Origin of the sequence: Algoriphagus oliviformis, assembly GCF_017254915.1 — a bacterium.
GTDB lineage: Bacteria > Bacteroidota > Bacteroidia > Cytophagales > Cyclobacteriaceae > Algoriphagus > Algoriphagus oliviformis.
Genome location: NZ_JAFKCT010000001.1, coordinates 675,428 through 689,896, shown reverse-complemented (window position 1 = coordinate 689,896; position 14,469 = coordinate 675,428). Strand labels below are relative to the sequence as shown.

At 53.3% G+C, this 14,469-nt stretch carries 16 protein-coding genes; 4 read left to right on the top strand and 12 right to left on the bottom strand.

Annotated elements, in window-relative coordinates; translation table 11 throughout:
* Positions 1 to 236 precede the first annotated feature (236 nt).
* On the top strand, positions 237 to 611 hold the full coding sequence (locus tag J0A68_RS02995; protein ID WP_206576697.1) for a UDP-glucuronosyltransferase: 375 nt from the start codon (positions 237 to 239) through the stop codon (positions 609 to 611).
* Here J0A68_RS02995 and J0A68_RS02990 read toward each other — a convergent pair.
* Positions 608 to 835 carry a hypothetical protein gene (locus tag J0A68_RS02990; protein WP_206576696.1) on the bottom strand — a complete coding sequence of 76 codons (228 nt, stop codon included), beginning with the start codon at positions 833 to 835 and terminating at the stop codon, positions 608 to 610. The two genes, J0A68_RS02995 and J0A68_RS02990, sit on opposite strands and share 4 nt — an antisense overlap.
* A 105-nt stretch (positions 836 to 940) precedes the next feature.
* Between J0A68_RS02990 and J0A68_RS02985 the strand changes: the two genes are divergently transcribed.
* Positions 941 to 1,849, top strand: a complete 909-nt coding sequence (locus tag J0A68_RS02985) for an AEC family transporter (RefSeq protein ID WP_206576695.1) — start codon at positions 941 to 943, stop codon at positions 1,847 to 1,849.
* Here the strand turns inward: J0A68_RS02985 and J0A68_RS02980 are convergent, their stop codons facing one another.
* The 11 genes from J0A68_RS02980 to J0A68_RS02930 form a co-directional block, all read right to left on the bottom strand.
* On the bottom strand, positions 1,850 to 2,653 hold the full coding sequence (locus J0A68_RS02980) for an inositol monophosphatase family protein (RefSeq protein ID WP_206576694.1): 804 nt from the start codon (positions 2,651 to 2,653) through the stop codon (positions 1,850 to 1,852).
* 114 nt (positions 2,654 to 2,767) lie between these two features.
* Positions 2,768 to 3,514: a 16S rRNA (cytidine(1402)-2'-O)-methyltransferase gene (gene rsmI, locus J0A68_RS02975; protein WP_206576693.1), complete on the bottom strand. Its 747-nt coding sequence runs from the start codon at positions 3,512 to 3,514 to the stop codon at positions 2,768 to 2,770.
* Positions 3,511 to 3,744, bottom strand: a complete 234-nt coding sequence (locus tag J0A68_RS02970) for a 4a-hydroxytetrahydrobiopterin dehydratase (protein ID WP_206576692.1) — start codon at positions 3,742 to 3,744, stop codon at positions 3,511 to 3,513. Before J0A68_RS02970 ends, rsmI begins: the two co-directional genes overlap by 4 nt.
* A 164-nt stretch (positions 3,745 to 3,908) precedes the next feature.
* Complete coding sequence (locus J0A68_RS02965; protein ID WP_206576691.1) at positions 3,909 to 4,175, bottom strand: DUF493 family protein; 267 nt, start codon at positions 4,173 to 4,175, stop codon at positions 3,909 to 3,911.
* Between the two features lie 88 nt (positions 4,176 to 4,263).
* On the bottom strand, positions 4,264 to 6,372 hold the full coding sequence (locus tag J0A68_RS02960; protein WP_206576690.1) for a peptidylprolyl isomerase: 2,109 nt from the start codon (positions 6,370 to 6,372) through the stop codon (positions 4,264 to 4,266).
* Between the two features lie 85 nt (positions 6,373 to 6,457).
* Positions 6,458 to 7,741 carry a hemolysin family protein gene (locus J0A68_RS02955; protein WP_206576689.1) on the bottom strand — a complete coding sequence of 428 codons (1,284 nt, stop codon included), beginning with the start codon at positions 7,739 to 7,741 and terminating at the stop codon, positions 6,458 to 6,460.
* A gap of 2 nt (positions 7,742 to 7,743) precedes the next feature.
* Positions 7,744 to 7,959, bottom strand: coding sequence for a hypothetical protein (locus tag J0A68_RS02950; RefSeq protein ID WP_206576688.1), 216 nt, complete (start codon positions 7,957 to 7,959; stop codon positions 7,744 to 7,746).
* Positions 7,956 to 8,495 (bottom strand): LPS export ABC transporter periplasmic protein LptC, encoded by a 540-nt coding sequence (gene lptC, locus J0A68_RS02945; RefSeq protein WP_206576687.1) that lies wholly within the window; start codon positions 8,493 to 8,495, stop codon positions 7,956 to 7,958. Before lptC ends, J0A68_RS02950 begins: the two co-directional genes overlap by 4 nt.
* An 87-nt stretch (positions 8,496 to 8,582) precedes the next feature.
* Positions 8,583 to 9,884 carry a tetratricopeptide repeat protein gene (locus J0A68_RS02940; protein ID WP_206576686.1) on the bottom strand — a complete coding sequence of 434 codons (1,302 nt, stop codon included), beginning with the start codon at positions 9,882 to 9,884 and terminating at the stop codon, positions 8,583 to 8,585.
* A 90-nt stretch (positions 9,885 to 9,974) separates the two neighbouring features.
* Positions 9,975 to 11,231: a BamG family beta-barrel-assembly machinery protein gene (bamG, locus tag J0A68_RS02935; RefSeq protein ID WP_317195086.1), complete on the bottom strand. Its 1,257-nt coding sequence runs from the start codon at positions 11,229 to 11,231 to the stop codon at positions 9,975 to 9,977.
* A gap of 16 nt (positions 11,232 to 11,247) precedes the next feature.
* Entirely contained in the window at positions 11,248 to 11,964 is a 717-nt protein-coding gene (locus J0A68_RS02930; RefSeq protein WP_206576684.1) for a type III pantothenate kinase, read from the bottom strand.
* 91 nt (positions 11,965 to 12,055) lie between these two features.
* Between J0A68_RS02930 and J0A68_RS02925 the strand changes: the two genes are divergently transcribed.
* Both J0A68_RS02925 and J0A68_RS02920 read left to right on the top strand, forming a co-directional pair.
* The gene (locus J0A68_RS02925; RefSeq protein ID WP_206576683.1) at positions 12,056 to 13,129 is read left to right on the top strand and encodes an anhydro-N-acetylmuramic acid kinase; all 1,074 of its coding nucleotides are present in this window, start codon (positions 12,056 to 12,058) and stop codon (positions 13,127 to 13,129) included.
* A 71-nt stretch (positions 13,130 to 13,200) separates the two neighbouring features.
* Entirely contained in the window at positions 13,201 to 14,427 is a 1,227-nt protein-coding gene (locus tag J0A68_RS02920; protein ID WP_206576682.1) for a Glu/Leu/Phe/Val dehydrogenase dimerization domain-containing protein, read from the top strand.
* Positions 14,428 to 14,469: the final 42 nt, after the last annotated feature.

Below are 14,469 nucleotides of genomic sequence, written 5' to 3'. Positions count from 1 at the left end.
TCCAATGTGAAAAAGTGCAGGAAATGGGCTTGCCGGTCAAACTTGCCAAGACCTGCCTCCCCTGCTTTTGGGAGAGAGGAAAAGAAGCTCGCCTCTAGGCCCAACCGCAACTCTTTTTTGCCAAAACAGGGCAGGCCTTCGTCTCACTTCCGCCAAAAAACGGATCAAGGGCTCCTTTCTCTCCAAAAAAACAAAGGATTGCTGCGAATCGACCCGGCACTTCCTAACTTTGGACTATGCCCGACTTCAAGTTTCAGCCGGAAAGCTATTTTGCCGGGGAGGCCACTTCCGCACTTTTGGTGCGCCTGCATTTCCCCGAAAGCACCTGGGGAGAGCAGATCAGTATCTATGCGCACCAGATCGAGGGCAAGATCCAGTTTGAGGCCGTGGACTTCTATGGCAACGAGTACCTGCTCTATCCCGGCAGCGCGTGGGAGCCGCTGTCTTTCGAAGACCTCGTGTACCTGATCGAGGGGATGCAGGTCAACCAAGACAGTCTGGAGGGAAATATCGAATTGGTGCTGGACGGCATACCGCAGGCCGAGAGCGAGTTTTACCCGGAGCTGACGGACTATTTTGCGGAGAAAAGAAAGAGCTTTGGGCTGGACTAAAAATCCAGCATCGCCTCAGCCTGGCTGGGGATCTGCTGGCTTTTGAACCAGTACTCGTAGGTGTCAAAGTCCAGGCAATCGCTGAGCTCTATCCCTTGGAAAAATATTTTCTTCAGGCTCACAAACGGCAAATAGGACTTGAGCGAGCGGGCTTGGTCCAACGAGAGCTGTGAAAGTTGGATCCATTTTTTACCCTCAATAGAAATCGGTATCAGTTTCGTCATGGGAAAATCCTTGGTTCTGCACAAAAGTATCCTGATATTCAAAGCCATACAAGGCCGCGAAATTATATTTATGTTATCTAAAAATAAGTTTGAACATATTCGGGAATGACCGGAGCCATCATCGCCACCTGCTTTCTTTTTTTGGGCCTGATCTTTCAGAAAATCCCCGGCTTCCCGATCGCAAGGCTGACAAAATGGGTGCAGGCTTACCTGATCCAGATCGTCCTTCCGGCCCTTGCCCTTCTCTACATCCCGGAGATCAAGCCGACTTGGGGACTGCTGATCCCGATCTCATCGGCCTGGCTGACTTTCCTGCTTTCTTGGCTGCTATTCGGATGGCTGGGCAAAAAATTCGACTGGGGCAAAAACACCACCGGCTGCCTGATCATCGTCTCCGGCTTGGCCAATACGTCTTTTCTGGGATTTCCCGTGATCGAAGGGCTCTATGGCAAGGCAGGCTTGCCCACCGCGCTGCTGATCGACCAAGGCGGGTCTTTCCTGATCGTCTCCTCACTCTCCATCCTGGTGGGATCCCTCTACGGCAACCACAGCGAGAGCCTGGCCAAGGTGCCGATGAAGATCCTCAAATTCCCTCCCTTCGGCTTTTTGGTCGGCACGCTGCTCATGAGCCTCTTCGAGCTGAAGACTCCCGAGTTTCTCATTCCCCTGCTACAGCTGGTCGGCAAGACCATGCCGCCGATGGCCTTGCTGGCCATAGGATTGAAGTTTTCGGTGGACATGGACTCCCTGGCTTCCCGTTTTTTTTGGTACGGTCTGGGCTACCGGCTCATCCTGGCTCCGGCGGTGGTGTGGCTGATCTATAGAAACTGGCTCCCTGCCGACTCACTGGATCTCAAAGTGACCGTGCTGGAAAGCGGCATGGCTCCAATGATCACCGGCTCAATCGTCGCCATGCAGTTTGGTCTTAATCCAAAACTGGCCTCCCTGCTGTCTGGGCTGGGAATGCCCATCTCGGCGGGGAGTCTGGTCGTGTGGTATTACCTCTTGGGCTGATTACTTCCAAAACTCGTCCAAGATCGACAGGAAGTCCCCGTGGATTTTTCCGTTGCTGGCGACGATTCTTCGCCCGAAGACAAAGTCATTGCCCCCCGCAAAATCGGTGACTGCACCGCCCGCCTCCAGCACGATCAAGGCTCCGGCGGCGACGTCATAGGAATTGAGGTTGTATTCAAAAAATCCCTCGGTACGCCCAGAGGCCACATAGCAGAGATCCACTGCCGCAGAACCCATCCTCCGTAGGCCATGCGTCTTCTGCATGAGCATCTTCATCGAATTGAGGTAGCGGTCGATCAGGTCAAAGTTGTAGTAGGGAAAACCGGTGGAAACCAGCGAAGCGGACAGATCGGGCGCCGCGCTTACCTTGATCCTGGTATCGTTGCAAAAAGCCCCACCGCCTTTCTTCGCATAAAAACATTCGTGGCGGTTGACCTCATAGACGACCCCAAGGACGAGTTCGTCCTTTTCCATCAGGGCGATGCTCACGGCAAAAACCGGGATTCCATGGACAAAATTGGTCGTGCCATCCAAGGGATCGATCACCCAGTTGTACACCTCGCCCTTGGTCGAGCGGGTGCCCTCCTCAGTGATGAAGCCCGCCTCCGGCAAAATCTGGCTCAGACTATCCACGATCTGGCGCTCCGCCTCCTTGTCCACATAGGAAACCAGATCATTGAACCCCTTGTGCTCCACTCTCCCGACATCAAAATGCTGTCTTTCCTTGCGGATAAACGCGCCTACTCTTTTTGCGACTTCCTGGGTCGCCTCCAAGACCGTACTGAGTTGTTCTGTCGAAAGCATGAAATGGTTAATGGTTAATGGTTAATGGTTAATGGTTAATGGTTAATGGTTAATGGTTAATGGTTAATGGTTAATAAAAATCTAAAACTGAAGATCGGGAAAGCAAAATCGTTTTTAATCCCCAGAGTTCCACTTTTGTTTTTTCAAAGCCTGCCTTTCTTCGCGAGTCTCCCGCTTTTCGGGCTTGCCGGCGACTACCAGGACGATCTCGCCCTTGAGCGGATTGGTCTCGTAGTACTCGATCAGCTCTGTCAGGGTACCTCGCACATTCTCCTCGTGCAGCTTGGTCAATTCCCTGGATACGCAAGCCTGCCGATCCGCGCCAAAGACTTCGGCCAACTGCTCCAAGGTCTTGATCAGGCGGTGGGGGGACTCGTAGAAAAGGATGGTTCGGGTCTCCTCTGCCAGCGCGTCGATACGGGTCTTCCGGCCCTTTTTGTGCGGCAAAAACCCCTCAAAAACGAAGCGGTCATTGGGCAGGCCGCTATTGACCAGGGCGGGTACAAAAGCCGTGGGGCCAGGCAGGCACTGCACCTCCAGCCCGGCGGCGATCACTTCCCTGACTAGCAAAAACCCGGGATCCGAGATGGCCGGCGTTCCCGCATCGCTCACGAGGGCAAAAGCTTCGCCTTTGTGCATGCGCTCGACGAGCTTCTCCACCGCTTTGTGCTCATTGAAAATATGATAGCTCTGGAGCGGACGTGTGATCTCCAGGTGCTTCAGCAGTGTGCCGCTCGTGCGGGTATCCTCGGCGAGGATGACGTCCACGGTCTTGAGCACCTCCACCGCACGGAGGGTGATGTCCTTCAGATTGCCGATAGGCGTGGGTACCAGAAAAAGGCTGACGCGGGTTTCGCTCATTGGAGGATTTTGTCGATTGCCTGGGCCAGCTTATGGTCCTTCTCGGTCACGATATCGCCCGCATCGTGGGTATTCAGTTCGATCTCCACGGTGTTGTACACGTTCGACCAGTTGGGATGGTGGTTTTGTTTTTCCGCCAAAAAGGCCACCCGGGTCATAAAGGCAAAGGCTTCCTGAAAATCGGAAAATTCAAAAGTCTTTTTCAGTCGGTTGTTTTCTTCCTTCCACATAGTTTGTTGGGTTTAGATCATATTCGCTTTTGCGCCGGTAGCTGAGCAAGTCTATTCGAAGCAATGGCAAACTCTTGTTTGATGTCCCTTCGGCTTTTCGCCTTTGCTGTTCCGCTCCGTCTGATCGGAAGTCGCTCCACCGGCGTGATTGCGGATCGACTCGCCTACATAGAGATCACTCCTTCGATCTCAGCCGCCTTCTCATAGATATCGATGATCTGATCGGCACTGTCCATCATGGCCTGGATCGTGGTACTGACGTATTTCCCGCCGGAACTTGGCTTGAGAACCATCTCGTTTTTGGGAAAAAGCACGCCTACCTCGTTTTCCCGGCCCATCGGCACTATAAACTTGAACATGTAGAGCATGGGAAACTGTCCGACAGCCTCCAGCTTCTCTTTAAACGCAGCTTTGTCAAACTTCTTTTCCATCAGGTAAACTTACTCCTTTCTCCCCAGAGTTTAAACCAAAAAAACCCATGCCTTAGACATGGGTTTCTCTGGTCCAAAAGGTTTTGGATTAATAGTACTTGTATCTGAAGTCCTTCACGTCAGCCAGATCCTGAAGCGCCATCATGATGGTGTAGGTCATTCTTTGGCCACCGGCCATAGTCAGCTGGGACTGGTAAGCGGTATAGTCTCCCACCTCGGCCGCTGGGGTCAGGGTGTTGAGTCTTCCGACCACTACGCCAATATCTTCCTGGATAGGCTTGGTGATCTGCCCAGAAGCGCCCAGTCCGAAGATGGATCCGATCGCTTTTGGTGCAAAGCCGATTCCGGCGATCACGGAAGAGTTCAGCTTCAGGTCCGGAATCTCGTTGATAGCCGCGTCGGTAAATACCGCCTTCATCTCTTCCAGCGTAGTCTTACCAGCCAGCTTTTCAGCGATCATGGCGGCTTTCTTGTCGTTGCGAACCTGCTGCTCTACCTGCTCTCTGACATCGTCCAGCTTGGCTTCGCCTTCTTCCTTCTTGCTGACCAAAGTAGCCACCACGTAGGAGTTGTTCAGTTCATATACCTCGGACACCTCTCCTTGGGATGCCTCGCTGAAGGCCCAGATGATCACCTCGCGGGCATTTTGCAGGTTGTTCAGGTTTCGGGAAGTCGCGTCCACGTTGTTGGCCTGCAGGATTCTGTAGCCGTTGTCGGTCGCATTCTCGGTAAACTCGTTTCTGTTTCCGCTCTCGGCGGCAAAGGAATCGGCATTTCTGAAGGCCTCGTTGCGGGTAGCGTCAGAAGCCACCAGCTCCAGCTCTAGCGTAGCGAGCTTGGTGTAGGTAGACTTGGGAAGCTCGGTCACTTCGATGATGTGATAGCCGTAGTCGGTCTCCACCAATCCTGGCAGCAAGCCGGTAGATTTTGCCGCATAGGTAGCATTGGCAAATGGCTCCACGAAGTCTTCCTTGGCAAACCAGCCCAGGTCGCCGCCATTCTGCGCGGTACCGTCCTGTCCGTACTGTCTTGCCGCCATGGCAAAGTTGCCGTTGGCTTTGATGTCCGCCAAGACTGTCTCTGCCTGGGCTTTCACGGAAGCCTTGCCAGTCTCATCCATTCCTTCGGTGCTGAAGAGGATGTGGGAAGCTCTCATTCGAGGAGTGCCTTCGTACTGGTCAGAGACTTTGTAGGTGACGTAGGTGGAGTTGACGGTGACATAAGGGCCATAAGTCTGTCCCTCTACGATCTCGCCGGCATTGCCAGTGAGGCTAGCGGGAAGCTGGTCACCCGGTCTGTAGGTCACAAATGGATTTTGAACCTCGGAGTTGCGGCTCACCAAAGCAGAGTCGTTTTCGGAAGTCCTGAGTTCCTCGGTCAGCTCGTTGATTCTGGAGATCACGGTAGCAGAGTCTTGGCCGCTTGGCAAGATGCTGAACGACACGTATTCCAGATTGGCGGTGTTGCCGACTTTGTATTTCTCCTTGTTTTTGTTCAGATAGGCGGTCAGTTCACTTTCTTCCACCTTGACGTCACCGTCAGGGATCACGTAGTAGGGAACAAAAAGGACAGAGGCGTCCGCGATGGTATTGGCGGCTTTGTACTCCATCTTAGCCTCGGCAGTAGTTGCATACTCGGAGGTAGCCAGGAGGTTGTCGTATTTGATGCGGAGTCTGGACTGCGCAAAAAGCTTCTCCTGCTGCGCCCAAGCGGCCTGCTGTGCAGGATCGGCAGTTTCCAGGGTCTGGAGGAAAGTGATCAGTTGGTTTTTGTCAAACTGTCCAGTCTGCGGATTCACCAGCTGGGCTCTGAGCTCAGGCACGATGTTTTTGCCCTGCACCATATCCACCAGCTCAGCGCTGGAGACGGTAAGTCCGAGCTTCTCGTACTCTTCGTCAAAAACCTGCTCGACGATCATCGCCTGCCAAGCCTGTTCTCTCACAGACACCATCTCGGCCTCGGAAGGCACGCGGCCGGTCCGCTGCTGAAACATGGACTTGAACTCCTCCACTCTCATGGAATATTCTTCCAGCGTGATTTCCTCACCTGCGATCTCACCCACGATGTTTTTGTTGGAATTGAGAAGGGAGGAATTTGGACTCAAAAGGTCCCCGCCGAGAAGGAATAAAATCAACCCGCCGGCGATTACACCGATTGCGAGACCTGTCCGCTGTCTTATTTGCTTAATTAACGCCATTATTGATACTACGCTTTTTTAGAAGTGTCGCAAAATAATAGCATTGGTGGCGAAATTCAAAATTTCCCCAAGAACAAAGTCTGGACTAGAAATTCCCTGATTCGCTGATTTTCAGCCGGACAGTTTCGATGCGGTGCGCCTGCTTGGTCACCACGGTGAAGGTATATTTGCCAAAAGTCACGTTTTCCCCCTTGCTCGGCAGATTCTCGGTCAGCGAGAGGATCAGCCCAGACAGGGTCTCAAAGTCCCCACAAGGCAGATCCCAGCCGTACTTGTCGTTGAGGTAGTCGATCTCGTGCCTCGCACTGAGGAGGTATTCGTCCGCATCCACCTTTTGCTCGATCAGGTCGTCCTGGTCGTACTCATCGTCGATCTCCCCAAAAATCTCCTCTATGATATCCTCCATGGACACGATCCCGCTCGTGCCGCCAAACTCGTCCACCACCAAGGCCAGGCTTTTTCTCTCCTGGATAAACTGGATCAGGAGCTCATTGGCCAGCGCGGACTCGGGGGCGATGATGATCGGTGTCAGGATCTCGCCGATGGTTTTGGGCTTCTTGAACAGCTCCAGCTGGTGGCAATAGCCGATCACCTCGTCGATGGTCTCGCGATACACGATCACCTTGGAGTGCCCGCTCTCCTCAAAGACCGTCCTGATATCCTCAATGGTGTCGTCCACCTCTACCGCGACGATGTCGGTACGGGGGATCATGCACTCCCGGATCCGCACGGACTTAAACTCGATCGCGTTGTCAAAAATCTTCGAATCGATCTCCATCTTTTTGTTGCTGGAGCTGGCCTGGCGAAAATGCTCCTTGATGAAGGAATTGAGATCCGTGATCGTGAAAGCCGGCTTTTCCTCGTTGTATTCCAGCCGGAGCACCTTGGTGATAAACAGCTTGGACAGCCCAACGATCAGCCAAACAATGGGATACATGAGGTAGTAGATCGCAAAAAAAGGCAGGGCGAAAAAAGTCATCATGCTGTTGGGATTCAGCATGAAAAAGCTTTTGGGCAGGAACTCGCCGGTGATGAGGACGATGATCGTAGAGAGCACAGTCTGGGTTACCAAGATCACCGCATCGTTGTTGAAAGGCTCGGGAAGGATATTCTCCAGGGGCTTTTCCAGCAAAAAGGCCATGAAGGTACCGTAGAGCACGAGCATGATGGTATTGCCGATGAGGGTAGTGCCGATAAACTGCCCCGGCTTCTGGACAAACTGGCTCAAAATCCTGCCGCTGAGCTGTCCCTGTTTGTTTTGCAGTTCAATCTGGAGCTTGTTGGCAGAGATGTAGGCGATCTCCATTCCGGAGAAAAACGCCGAAAAAACCAGGGTTACGATGACGTAAAAAAGATAGGTCGTCTCCATGTTCAGTTTTTCTTTTTCCTCCTTGGCTTTTGCGGAGCCTCGTCTTTTTCCTCAGGCTGGGCGGCCTTGTTTCGTCTCAGCTGAAACCAAAACAGCAGTCCCACCGCAAACATAAAGATCGGATAGGATGCCCCTATCCCTGCAGTGAGGCTCTGGTGGATACCTATGATGACCAAGGCCAAAGCCAAGGAAAGAATCAGCACATCTCCTAGTTTCATATTCCTTCGCCGGGCAGCTCGGTCTGTCCCTTTGGTGATTTGAGTTTGTAGTCGGAAAAGCTGTCGTCAGACTCCAGGCCTGTGCCGCTGAACAGCGTCCCCTTGTCCTGGATCGTCACAAACTTCTCGGTGTAGATCTTCTTTTGCGCCTGGTTCCAGAATATCTCCTCGGACTTCAGGCTCTGGTCTTTGATCAGATTTTTGATCTGCACGTTGCCCTCACCCCGGTAGAGGTTTTCGTTTTTCATAAAATAGCCCCGGTCCGCCACCATCGTGGTCTCCAGCTCCCCGTCCACCGTGTAAAACTTGATGTCTATCCCCTCTGGGAACTCCTGGTTGCCGTTTTGAAACTCCAGCTGCTTGGCCGCCCGGATTTCCGTCCGCACTACCGCAGAGTCGCTGTGTACCATAAAGATGTTGGTCGCCGAATTGATCGGCCCGTCGTAAACCTTCAGCTCACTGGGGTCCACACTCTCCCTGCAGGCGCCGAAAAAGGGGAGGACCAGAAGCAAAACATACAAAAACCTACTCTTCATTGGGGTCAAAGATAAGCGAATCCTCCTAAATCAGCCCAACGAAAAAAGGCAGCCTTACCGACTGCCTTTCTTCTATAGGGGCTCAAATTAGTCTCTGGTCGCCAGGGTCACAGTCTCCCCAACCCAGCACCCTGTGCTGATGGAGGAGCCCACCTGAAGGCCTTCGGTAAAAAGCTCTTCCTTGGATGGGAATCTCGCTCTCGCGTTGCCCATTCCTTTGGAATCGCCCGCTTTCTGATATGCACCATAGGCAGCGATAAAGATGGAGTAATCTTTTGCTCGGCTCTCTCCGCTTTTGCAGTCGTTGAACGCAGACATGTACAAGTCGCCGATCAAGCCATAGGCAGATGCAGTCAACTCAGCGTCCATAGCAGCAGCTTCTTTCGCAGAAGTTCTAGCTTGGGACTTTCTGCCAGCTTGAGCATGCACCTTGGCCAGTTCCATGTGGATTTCACCTTTTTGCTTGTTGTTTTCTGCAAGCGTCAAGGCCTTCTCCAACACCGGCTGGGCTTTGTCGAAGTCCCCGGAAGCCATGTAGCGCATCGCTCTCACCTGGGAGGTAGCGAAAGTAGGCTTTTTGGAGTCGATCAGTTCCAATGCGCTCAGGAAGGAATTGGAAGAGAAGCACTTGTACTGTACAGAATACTTGAAGATCTGGTTTGCCAATTCTTCGTTGGTCGGATCTGCCGCCAGCTTAGGCCCCATGGTGTTTTCGATGAAATCGCAATCGATCAGCTCCATGTTGACCAAAACCTGCTCCAGGAGATTTCTTGAGCTAGTGACATCCTTACCTTCTGCTTCTGATTTGTTCAAAAGCCCATTTGCCATTTCGTATTTCGCCAATACCTGCTCACCCGTGTAGGCTTTGTTGTAGGCGTTGTTTCTGTAGATGAGGTCGAAATAAGCTCCCACCAGCTGATGGTTGATGTTTCCGTTCATCTCGATGGCTTTTTCGAAATCTTCGATGGCTCCAGGAATCTTGTCCTTGTCGGACTTGTAAAACAGGTATCCGTAATAGGCCTTGTTTTCGATCCATTTCGCTTCGTTGTCGTATAGCTCACCTCTCTTCACATAGACAGACATCACGCTATCCTGATACACTCCTTTTTTCGCTTCGTCTGTGGTCTTATCCGCGGCACCTTTATAGACGGTCACGCCATTGATATAGATCGATTCGTTAAGCTCGGGGGTATTCACCAAAAGCCAGTTCAAAGGCTTGGTAGCCTCCACAAATTGCTCGGACTTCATGTAGTCCACGTAGGCGGCGTTGAGCTCTCTCGCCTTTGCTTCCTGTGCAGGGTCAGCTGGCCAATTCCAGCCATCCTGCGCCTGAACCAACCCGGAAAGTAGCAATGCCCCCAATCCCAGAAGTGTTGATTTGATTTTCATATTCAGTAAGGTTTATTTCGATATTTGGTTTGATCTAGTTTTGTCAATGCAAGATTTGGGCCTCGCTTTTCTGCGATTTCTTAATTTTTGTTATTCGAATACTCTTTTGTAGAACCAGCTGTTGTCATTCAGGGAGAAGCCTAGGGTAAAGTTAACATAGTTTTCTCGAATGAGCCCGTTGTCCAAGGTTCCGCGGCGACCGGCTTTGAAGGCCAAGTTGACCAATGACAGCTGGTTGACCGGAATCGACGCACCCAGCGTAAGGCCGATGTCGTCGATGTTGGTCTGGTTGAGGTAGTAGGGTGTCTGCATCCACTCCAGCCCCACCCGGTAGGTCGCCCTCATCAGCAGATTGTCAAAGGACAGATAGTTTGGCACTATCTGAAATCCCAAAGCCACTTTTTTGGTTTCTTGGAGATCCAGCTCTTCGCCAAAGAAGTTTTGGTATTGCGCAAAATCCTGAAACTGACCTTCAAGAGCGAGCGCAAATTTATTCATTTTCTCATACGTCACTCCGAATCCATAGCGATTGGGGATATAAATGCTTCCCTTCACGTCGTTGGCGATCAGGTCTCCGTCCGTATCCGGGTCGCTAGCTTGGCCAATCGCGGCAAGTTTTGCAAATCCAGTTCCATTAACGTCCCCTAATTTCTGATAAATGGCACCGAAATGCAGATTTCCCTTCTCAGAAACCTTGAGCTGGTAGTGTCCCCCCACTTTGAATCCCACGTCGGACACGGTCAGTCGCTCGTAGTATTCCGATGGGCTGCCGACGGTCACGCCGTTTTCGTTGGTCACGATCAGCTGGTTAGACCGGATGGTGGAGCCAAAGAGGTAAGAACCGTGAAAACCTATGCTCAGGTTTTTGGCCAGGAGGTAGCCAAAGTTGACGTAGGCCTCAGAGATCCCCCCGTCACCACGCAGAAAATTGTTGGCGGTGAAGTCGGAGTTGGTCACCTGGCTTTCGACCCTCAGGCGATAGTTGACGCTGGTGATCTGCCCCAGTCCCAGGCCTGAGGTGAACTTGCCGGACTTGATCGGCAGGGAGATGGCGATGTAGGAGAGACCTCCACCGTCCACCTTGGAGGCTTCCGTCCCGTTGTCCACGTTGATGCTCTTGTAGTTCAGGGCAGCCTGAAAGTTGAAGATAGTGTTCTTGGTGGTGATGGCGGGGTTCACGTTGTTGGCTTGCCAGCCGGTACCGTAGCTGATGCCCATGCCGCCCATGCCTTGGTTTTGGGTGAGGCCGGAGTAGTTGAATTCCCCGATGCCCAAGGCACTGTAGGTGGAGGAGCTGGTCTGCGCTCCTACCTTTGTGATAAATAAAAGGGTGCATAGGACACCCATCGATTTCAACCAGTTTTTACTCGACATTGTGGTTTAGAATACAATTCAGTCCGTGCAGGACCAAATTTGGGACTACAAATATGTGGTCTTTTGCCAATGATTCAAAAGATTGAGAATCACCGCCGCAGATATAAACCTTTATTTCGGGATTTTTAAGACGGTAGGATTCGATTTGGCCGACCAATTCAAATTCCACTCCGTACCAGATGCCAGCCTGCATGCAGGTGACCGTGGAGTTCCCGAGGGGCTGATCGGGTTTTTGGCCCAGGTCCACCAGGGGAAGCCTCGCAGTAAAGGAATGCATGGCGCTCGCCCGCATCTTCAGTCCGGGACTGATCGCCCCGCCCCGATATACCGCCAGCTCGTCCACAAACTCAAAGGTAATGCAACTGCCCATATCGATGGCCAGCACCGATTGCCTGCCCGCAAGGTGCCAGGCACCCACCGCCGCGGCCATGCGGTCCAGGCCCAGGGTACGTGGTGTCGCGTAGCCGTTGACAAGAGGCAGGGGGGAATGGGCGCTGAGGAAATGGAAAGGAAAGGCGATCCTTGCCCCCAGCTCCTCTTCGCCATACTTCACCGAGCTGACCAGACAGGAGTCAAAGGCCATGCTGCCCCAAAAGGACAGCGCTTCCTCCAGCTCCCCAAAACTGTGGTCGCCCAGCAGGCGGTCGCCTTCGAAAAGCGCCGACTTGACCCGGGTGTTGCCGATGTCTATGACCAGATTCCTCATTGCTCCGGCAAATTAGACATTATTAAAAAATGGACTTTTCAACCACTAAAATTATCTTTGGACTGAGACCCTACTTAACAATCTTTAACCCATGAGCCTGGAAAAATACAGTTTGATAGGTCTGATGTCCGGCACCTCGGGCGACGGACTGGATCTCGCCTACGTCCATTTTGAGCGGCAGCAGTCCTGGAGCTTTGAGATCGAGCAGGCCAGAACCTGTCCCTTTCCAGGGGACTTGGGCAAAAACCTGTCCCGTGCCCACTCCCTCACAGGCCTGGAGCTGGCGCAGCTGGACGTGGACTTTGGGCGATGGATGGGTGAGCAGGTGCTGGACTTCTGCAGAGAGTTTCAGGTCAAGCCCCTGGCGGTCGCCTCCCACGGCCACACGGTCTTTCACCAGCCGGGAATAGGCCTGACCCTCCAGATCGGCAACGGCTGGGCACTCCACCAAGCCTCCGGAGAGCGGGTGATCAACGATTTCCGCATGCTCGACGTGCAGCTCGGCGGCCAAGGAGCTCCCTTGGTGCCCATCGGGGACAAGCTGCTGTTTCCCCAAGTGGACTTTTGTCTGAACCTCGGGGGAATCGCCAATATCTCCATGGAACGGGAAGGCCAGCGCCTCGCCTTCGATTGCTGTCCTTTTAACCTGCTGCTGAATGCCGAAGCGAACAAACTCGGCAAGGCCTACGATTCGGAAGGGAAAACCGCCCGGACAGGCGAGATCAGCCTGACTCTTTTTGAGGAGCTAAACCGGCTGCCTTTCTATGCGGCCAAGTCGGCCAAGTCCCTAGGCAGGGAGGAAATGGGAGCCGACTTTCTCCCGCTCATCGGACGCTTTGGATTGAGTCCGGCGGATGCCATGCGTACACTGGTGGAGCATTATGCCTTCCAGATCGCATCGGTGGTCCGCTCCCATTCCGACAAGGAATCCCCCCTGGTCCTGATCACGGGCGGTGGGGCGTATCATGCCTTTTTCATCGAGCGTCTCGATCACCATCTGGGCAAGCGATGGAAGCAGTTTGACGCCCACCCCCAACTGGTCGAATTCAAAGAGGCGTTGATATTCGCATTTTTGGGAGTCTTGCGCCTCCGTGGCGAAGCGAACTGTCTGGCCTCGGTCACCGGTGCCTCGATGGACAGCAGCGGGGGCACGATCTACGGCTGACCGGCCATACCAAGTCCCTTGTTGGCGGATCGGTAATTTTTCTATTTTTGGGCGAATATAAACCCAAGGAAATGCAGGATCTGCTTCAAAAATTTGAGAATAAAAAGCCGGAGATCGTCTTTGAGTGGAGTGACTCCGAGACCGAAGCCAAAGGCTGGGTAGTGATCAATTCCCTCCGGGGCGGAGCGGCAGGCGGGGGGACCCGGATGCGCAAAGGCCTGGACAAGCGGGAGGTCGAATCCCTCGCCAAAACCATGGAGGTGAAGTTTACCGTGTCCGGCCCGGCTATCGGCGGCGCCAAGTCCGGAATCAACTTTGACCCCGCTGACCCCAGAAAGCATGGAGTGCTGGAGCGCTGGTACAAGGCTGTCATGCCCCTGCTGAAAAACTACTACGGCACCGGAGGCGACCTCAATGTAGACGAAATCCACGAGGTCATTCCCATCACGGAAGCGTACGGGCTTTGGCACCCGCAGGAAGGCATCGTCAATGGGCACTTCCACGCCAACGAACCCCAAAAAATCCGAAAACTAGGACAGCTCCGCCAGGGCGTCTCCAAGGTGCTGGAGGATCCGCATTTCACACCAAACGGACCAAAGAAATACACCGTCGCCGACATGATCACCGGCTACGGCGTGGCCGAAGCCGTGGCGCACTACTATGCCATCTGGGGAGGGGACATCAGCTCCAAGCGGGCCATCATCCAAGGCTGGGGAAACGTCGGCGCCGCTGCGGCCTGCTTCTTGGCAGTGTCCGGGGTGAAAGTCGTCGGAATCATCGACCGTGAGGGTGGGCTGATCAAGGAGGAGGGCTTTGGCCTGGACGAGATCCGCGAGCTTTTCCTCAAGCGTACCGGCAACAAGCTGGTCTCCGGCGAGCTCATTCCCTTTGACGAGGTCGACGCAAAGATCTGGGATATGCCCCATGAGATCTTCATCCCCGCCGCCGCCTCCAGGCTGGTCACCCAAAACCAGGTATCCCGTATGGTCAACGCTGGGCTGGAGGTCATCTCCTGCGGAGCCAATGTGCCCTTTGCCGATCCGGAGATCTTCTTTGGGCCGACGGGACTATGGGCTGACGAAAAAATCGCCGTGATCCCGGATTTCATCGCCAATTGCGGCATGGCACGCGTATTTGCCTACCTGATGAGCGAGAACGCCGAAGTCACCGACCAGGCGATTTTCGCGGATGTATCCCGCACCATACAGACAGCCTTGCAGAAGACATTTTCCGAAAATCCCGGAAAAACCAAACTGGCCCAAATCTCCTTTAAAATAGCATTGACACAACTCGTGTAAAACCGCACAGGAAGATTCGGACCCAGAGTTAATTTTTGATGA

Bases quoted from the DNA above. Each gene is read 5' to 3' on its own strand.
- J0A68_RS02995 (WP_206576697.1), top strand. From the start codon at position 237: ATGCCCGACTTCAAGTTTCAGCCGGAAAGCTATTTTGCCGGGGAGGCC.
- J0A68_RS02990 (WP_206576696.1), bottom strand. From the start codon at position 835: ATGACGAAACTGATACCGATTTCTATTGAGGGTAAAAAATGGATCCAA.
- J0A68_RS02985 (WP_206576695.1), top strand. From the start codon at position 941: ATGACCGGAGCCATCATCGCCACCTGCTTTCTTTTTTTGGGCCTGATC.
- J0A68_RS02980 (WP_206576694.1), bottom strand. From the start codon at position 2,653: ATGCTTTCGACAGAACAACTCAGTACGGTCTTGGAGGCGACCCAGGAA.
- rsmI (WP_206576693.1), bottom strand. From the start codon at position 3,514: ATGAGCGAAACCCGCGTCAGCCTTTTTCTGGTACCCACGCCTATCGGC.
- J0A68_RS02970 (WP_206576692.1), bottom strand. From the start codon at position 3,744: ATGTGGAAGGAAGAAAACAACCGACTGAAAAAGACTTTTGAATTTTCC.
- J0A68_RS02965 (WP_206576691.1), bottom strand. From the start codon at position 4,175: ATGGAAAAGAAGTTTGACAAAGCTGCGTTTAAAGAGAAGCTGGAGGCT.
- J0A68_RS02960 (WP_206576690.1), bottom strand. From the start codon at position 6,372: ATGGCGTTAATTAAGCAAATAAGACAGCGGACAGGTCTCGCAATCGGT.
- J0A68_RS02955 (WP_206576689.1), bottom strand. From the start codon at position 7,741: ATGGAGACGACCTATCTTTTTTACGTCATCGTAACCCTGGTTTTTTCG.
- J0A68_RS02950 (WP_206576688.1), bottom strand. From the start codon at position 7,959: ATGAAACTAGGAGATGTGCTGATTCTTTCCTTGGCTTTGGCCTTGGTC.
- lptC (WP_206576687.1), bottom strand. From the start codon at position 8,495: ATGAAGAGTAGGTTTTTGTATGTTTTGCTTCTGGTCCTCCCCTTTTTC.
- J0A68_RS02940 (WP_206576686.1), bottom strand. From the start codon at position 9,884: ATGAAAATCAAATCAACACTTCTGGGATTGGGGGCATTGCTACTTTCC.
- bamG (WP_317195086.1), bottom strand. From the start codon at position 11,231: ATGGGTGTCCTATGCACCCTTTTATTTATCACAAAGGTAGGAGCGCAG.
- J0A68_RS02930 (WP_206576684.1), bottom strand. From the start codon at position 11,964: ATGAGGAATCTGGTCATAGACATCGGCAACACCCGGGTCAAGTCGGCG.
- J0A68_RS02925 (WP_206576683.1), top strand. From the start codon at position 12,056: ATGAGCCTGGAAAAATACAGTTTGATAGGTCTGATGTCCGGCACCTCG.
- J0A68_RS02920 (WP_206576682.1), top strand. From the start codon at position 13,201: ATGCAGGATCTGCTTCAAAAATTTGAGAATAAAAAGCCGGAGATCGTC.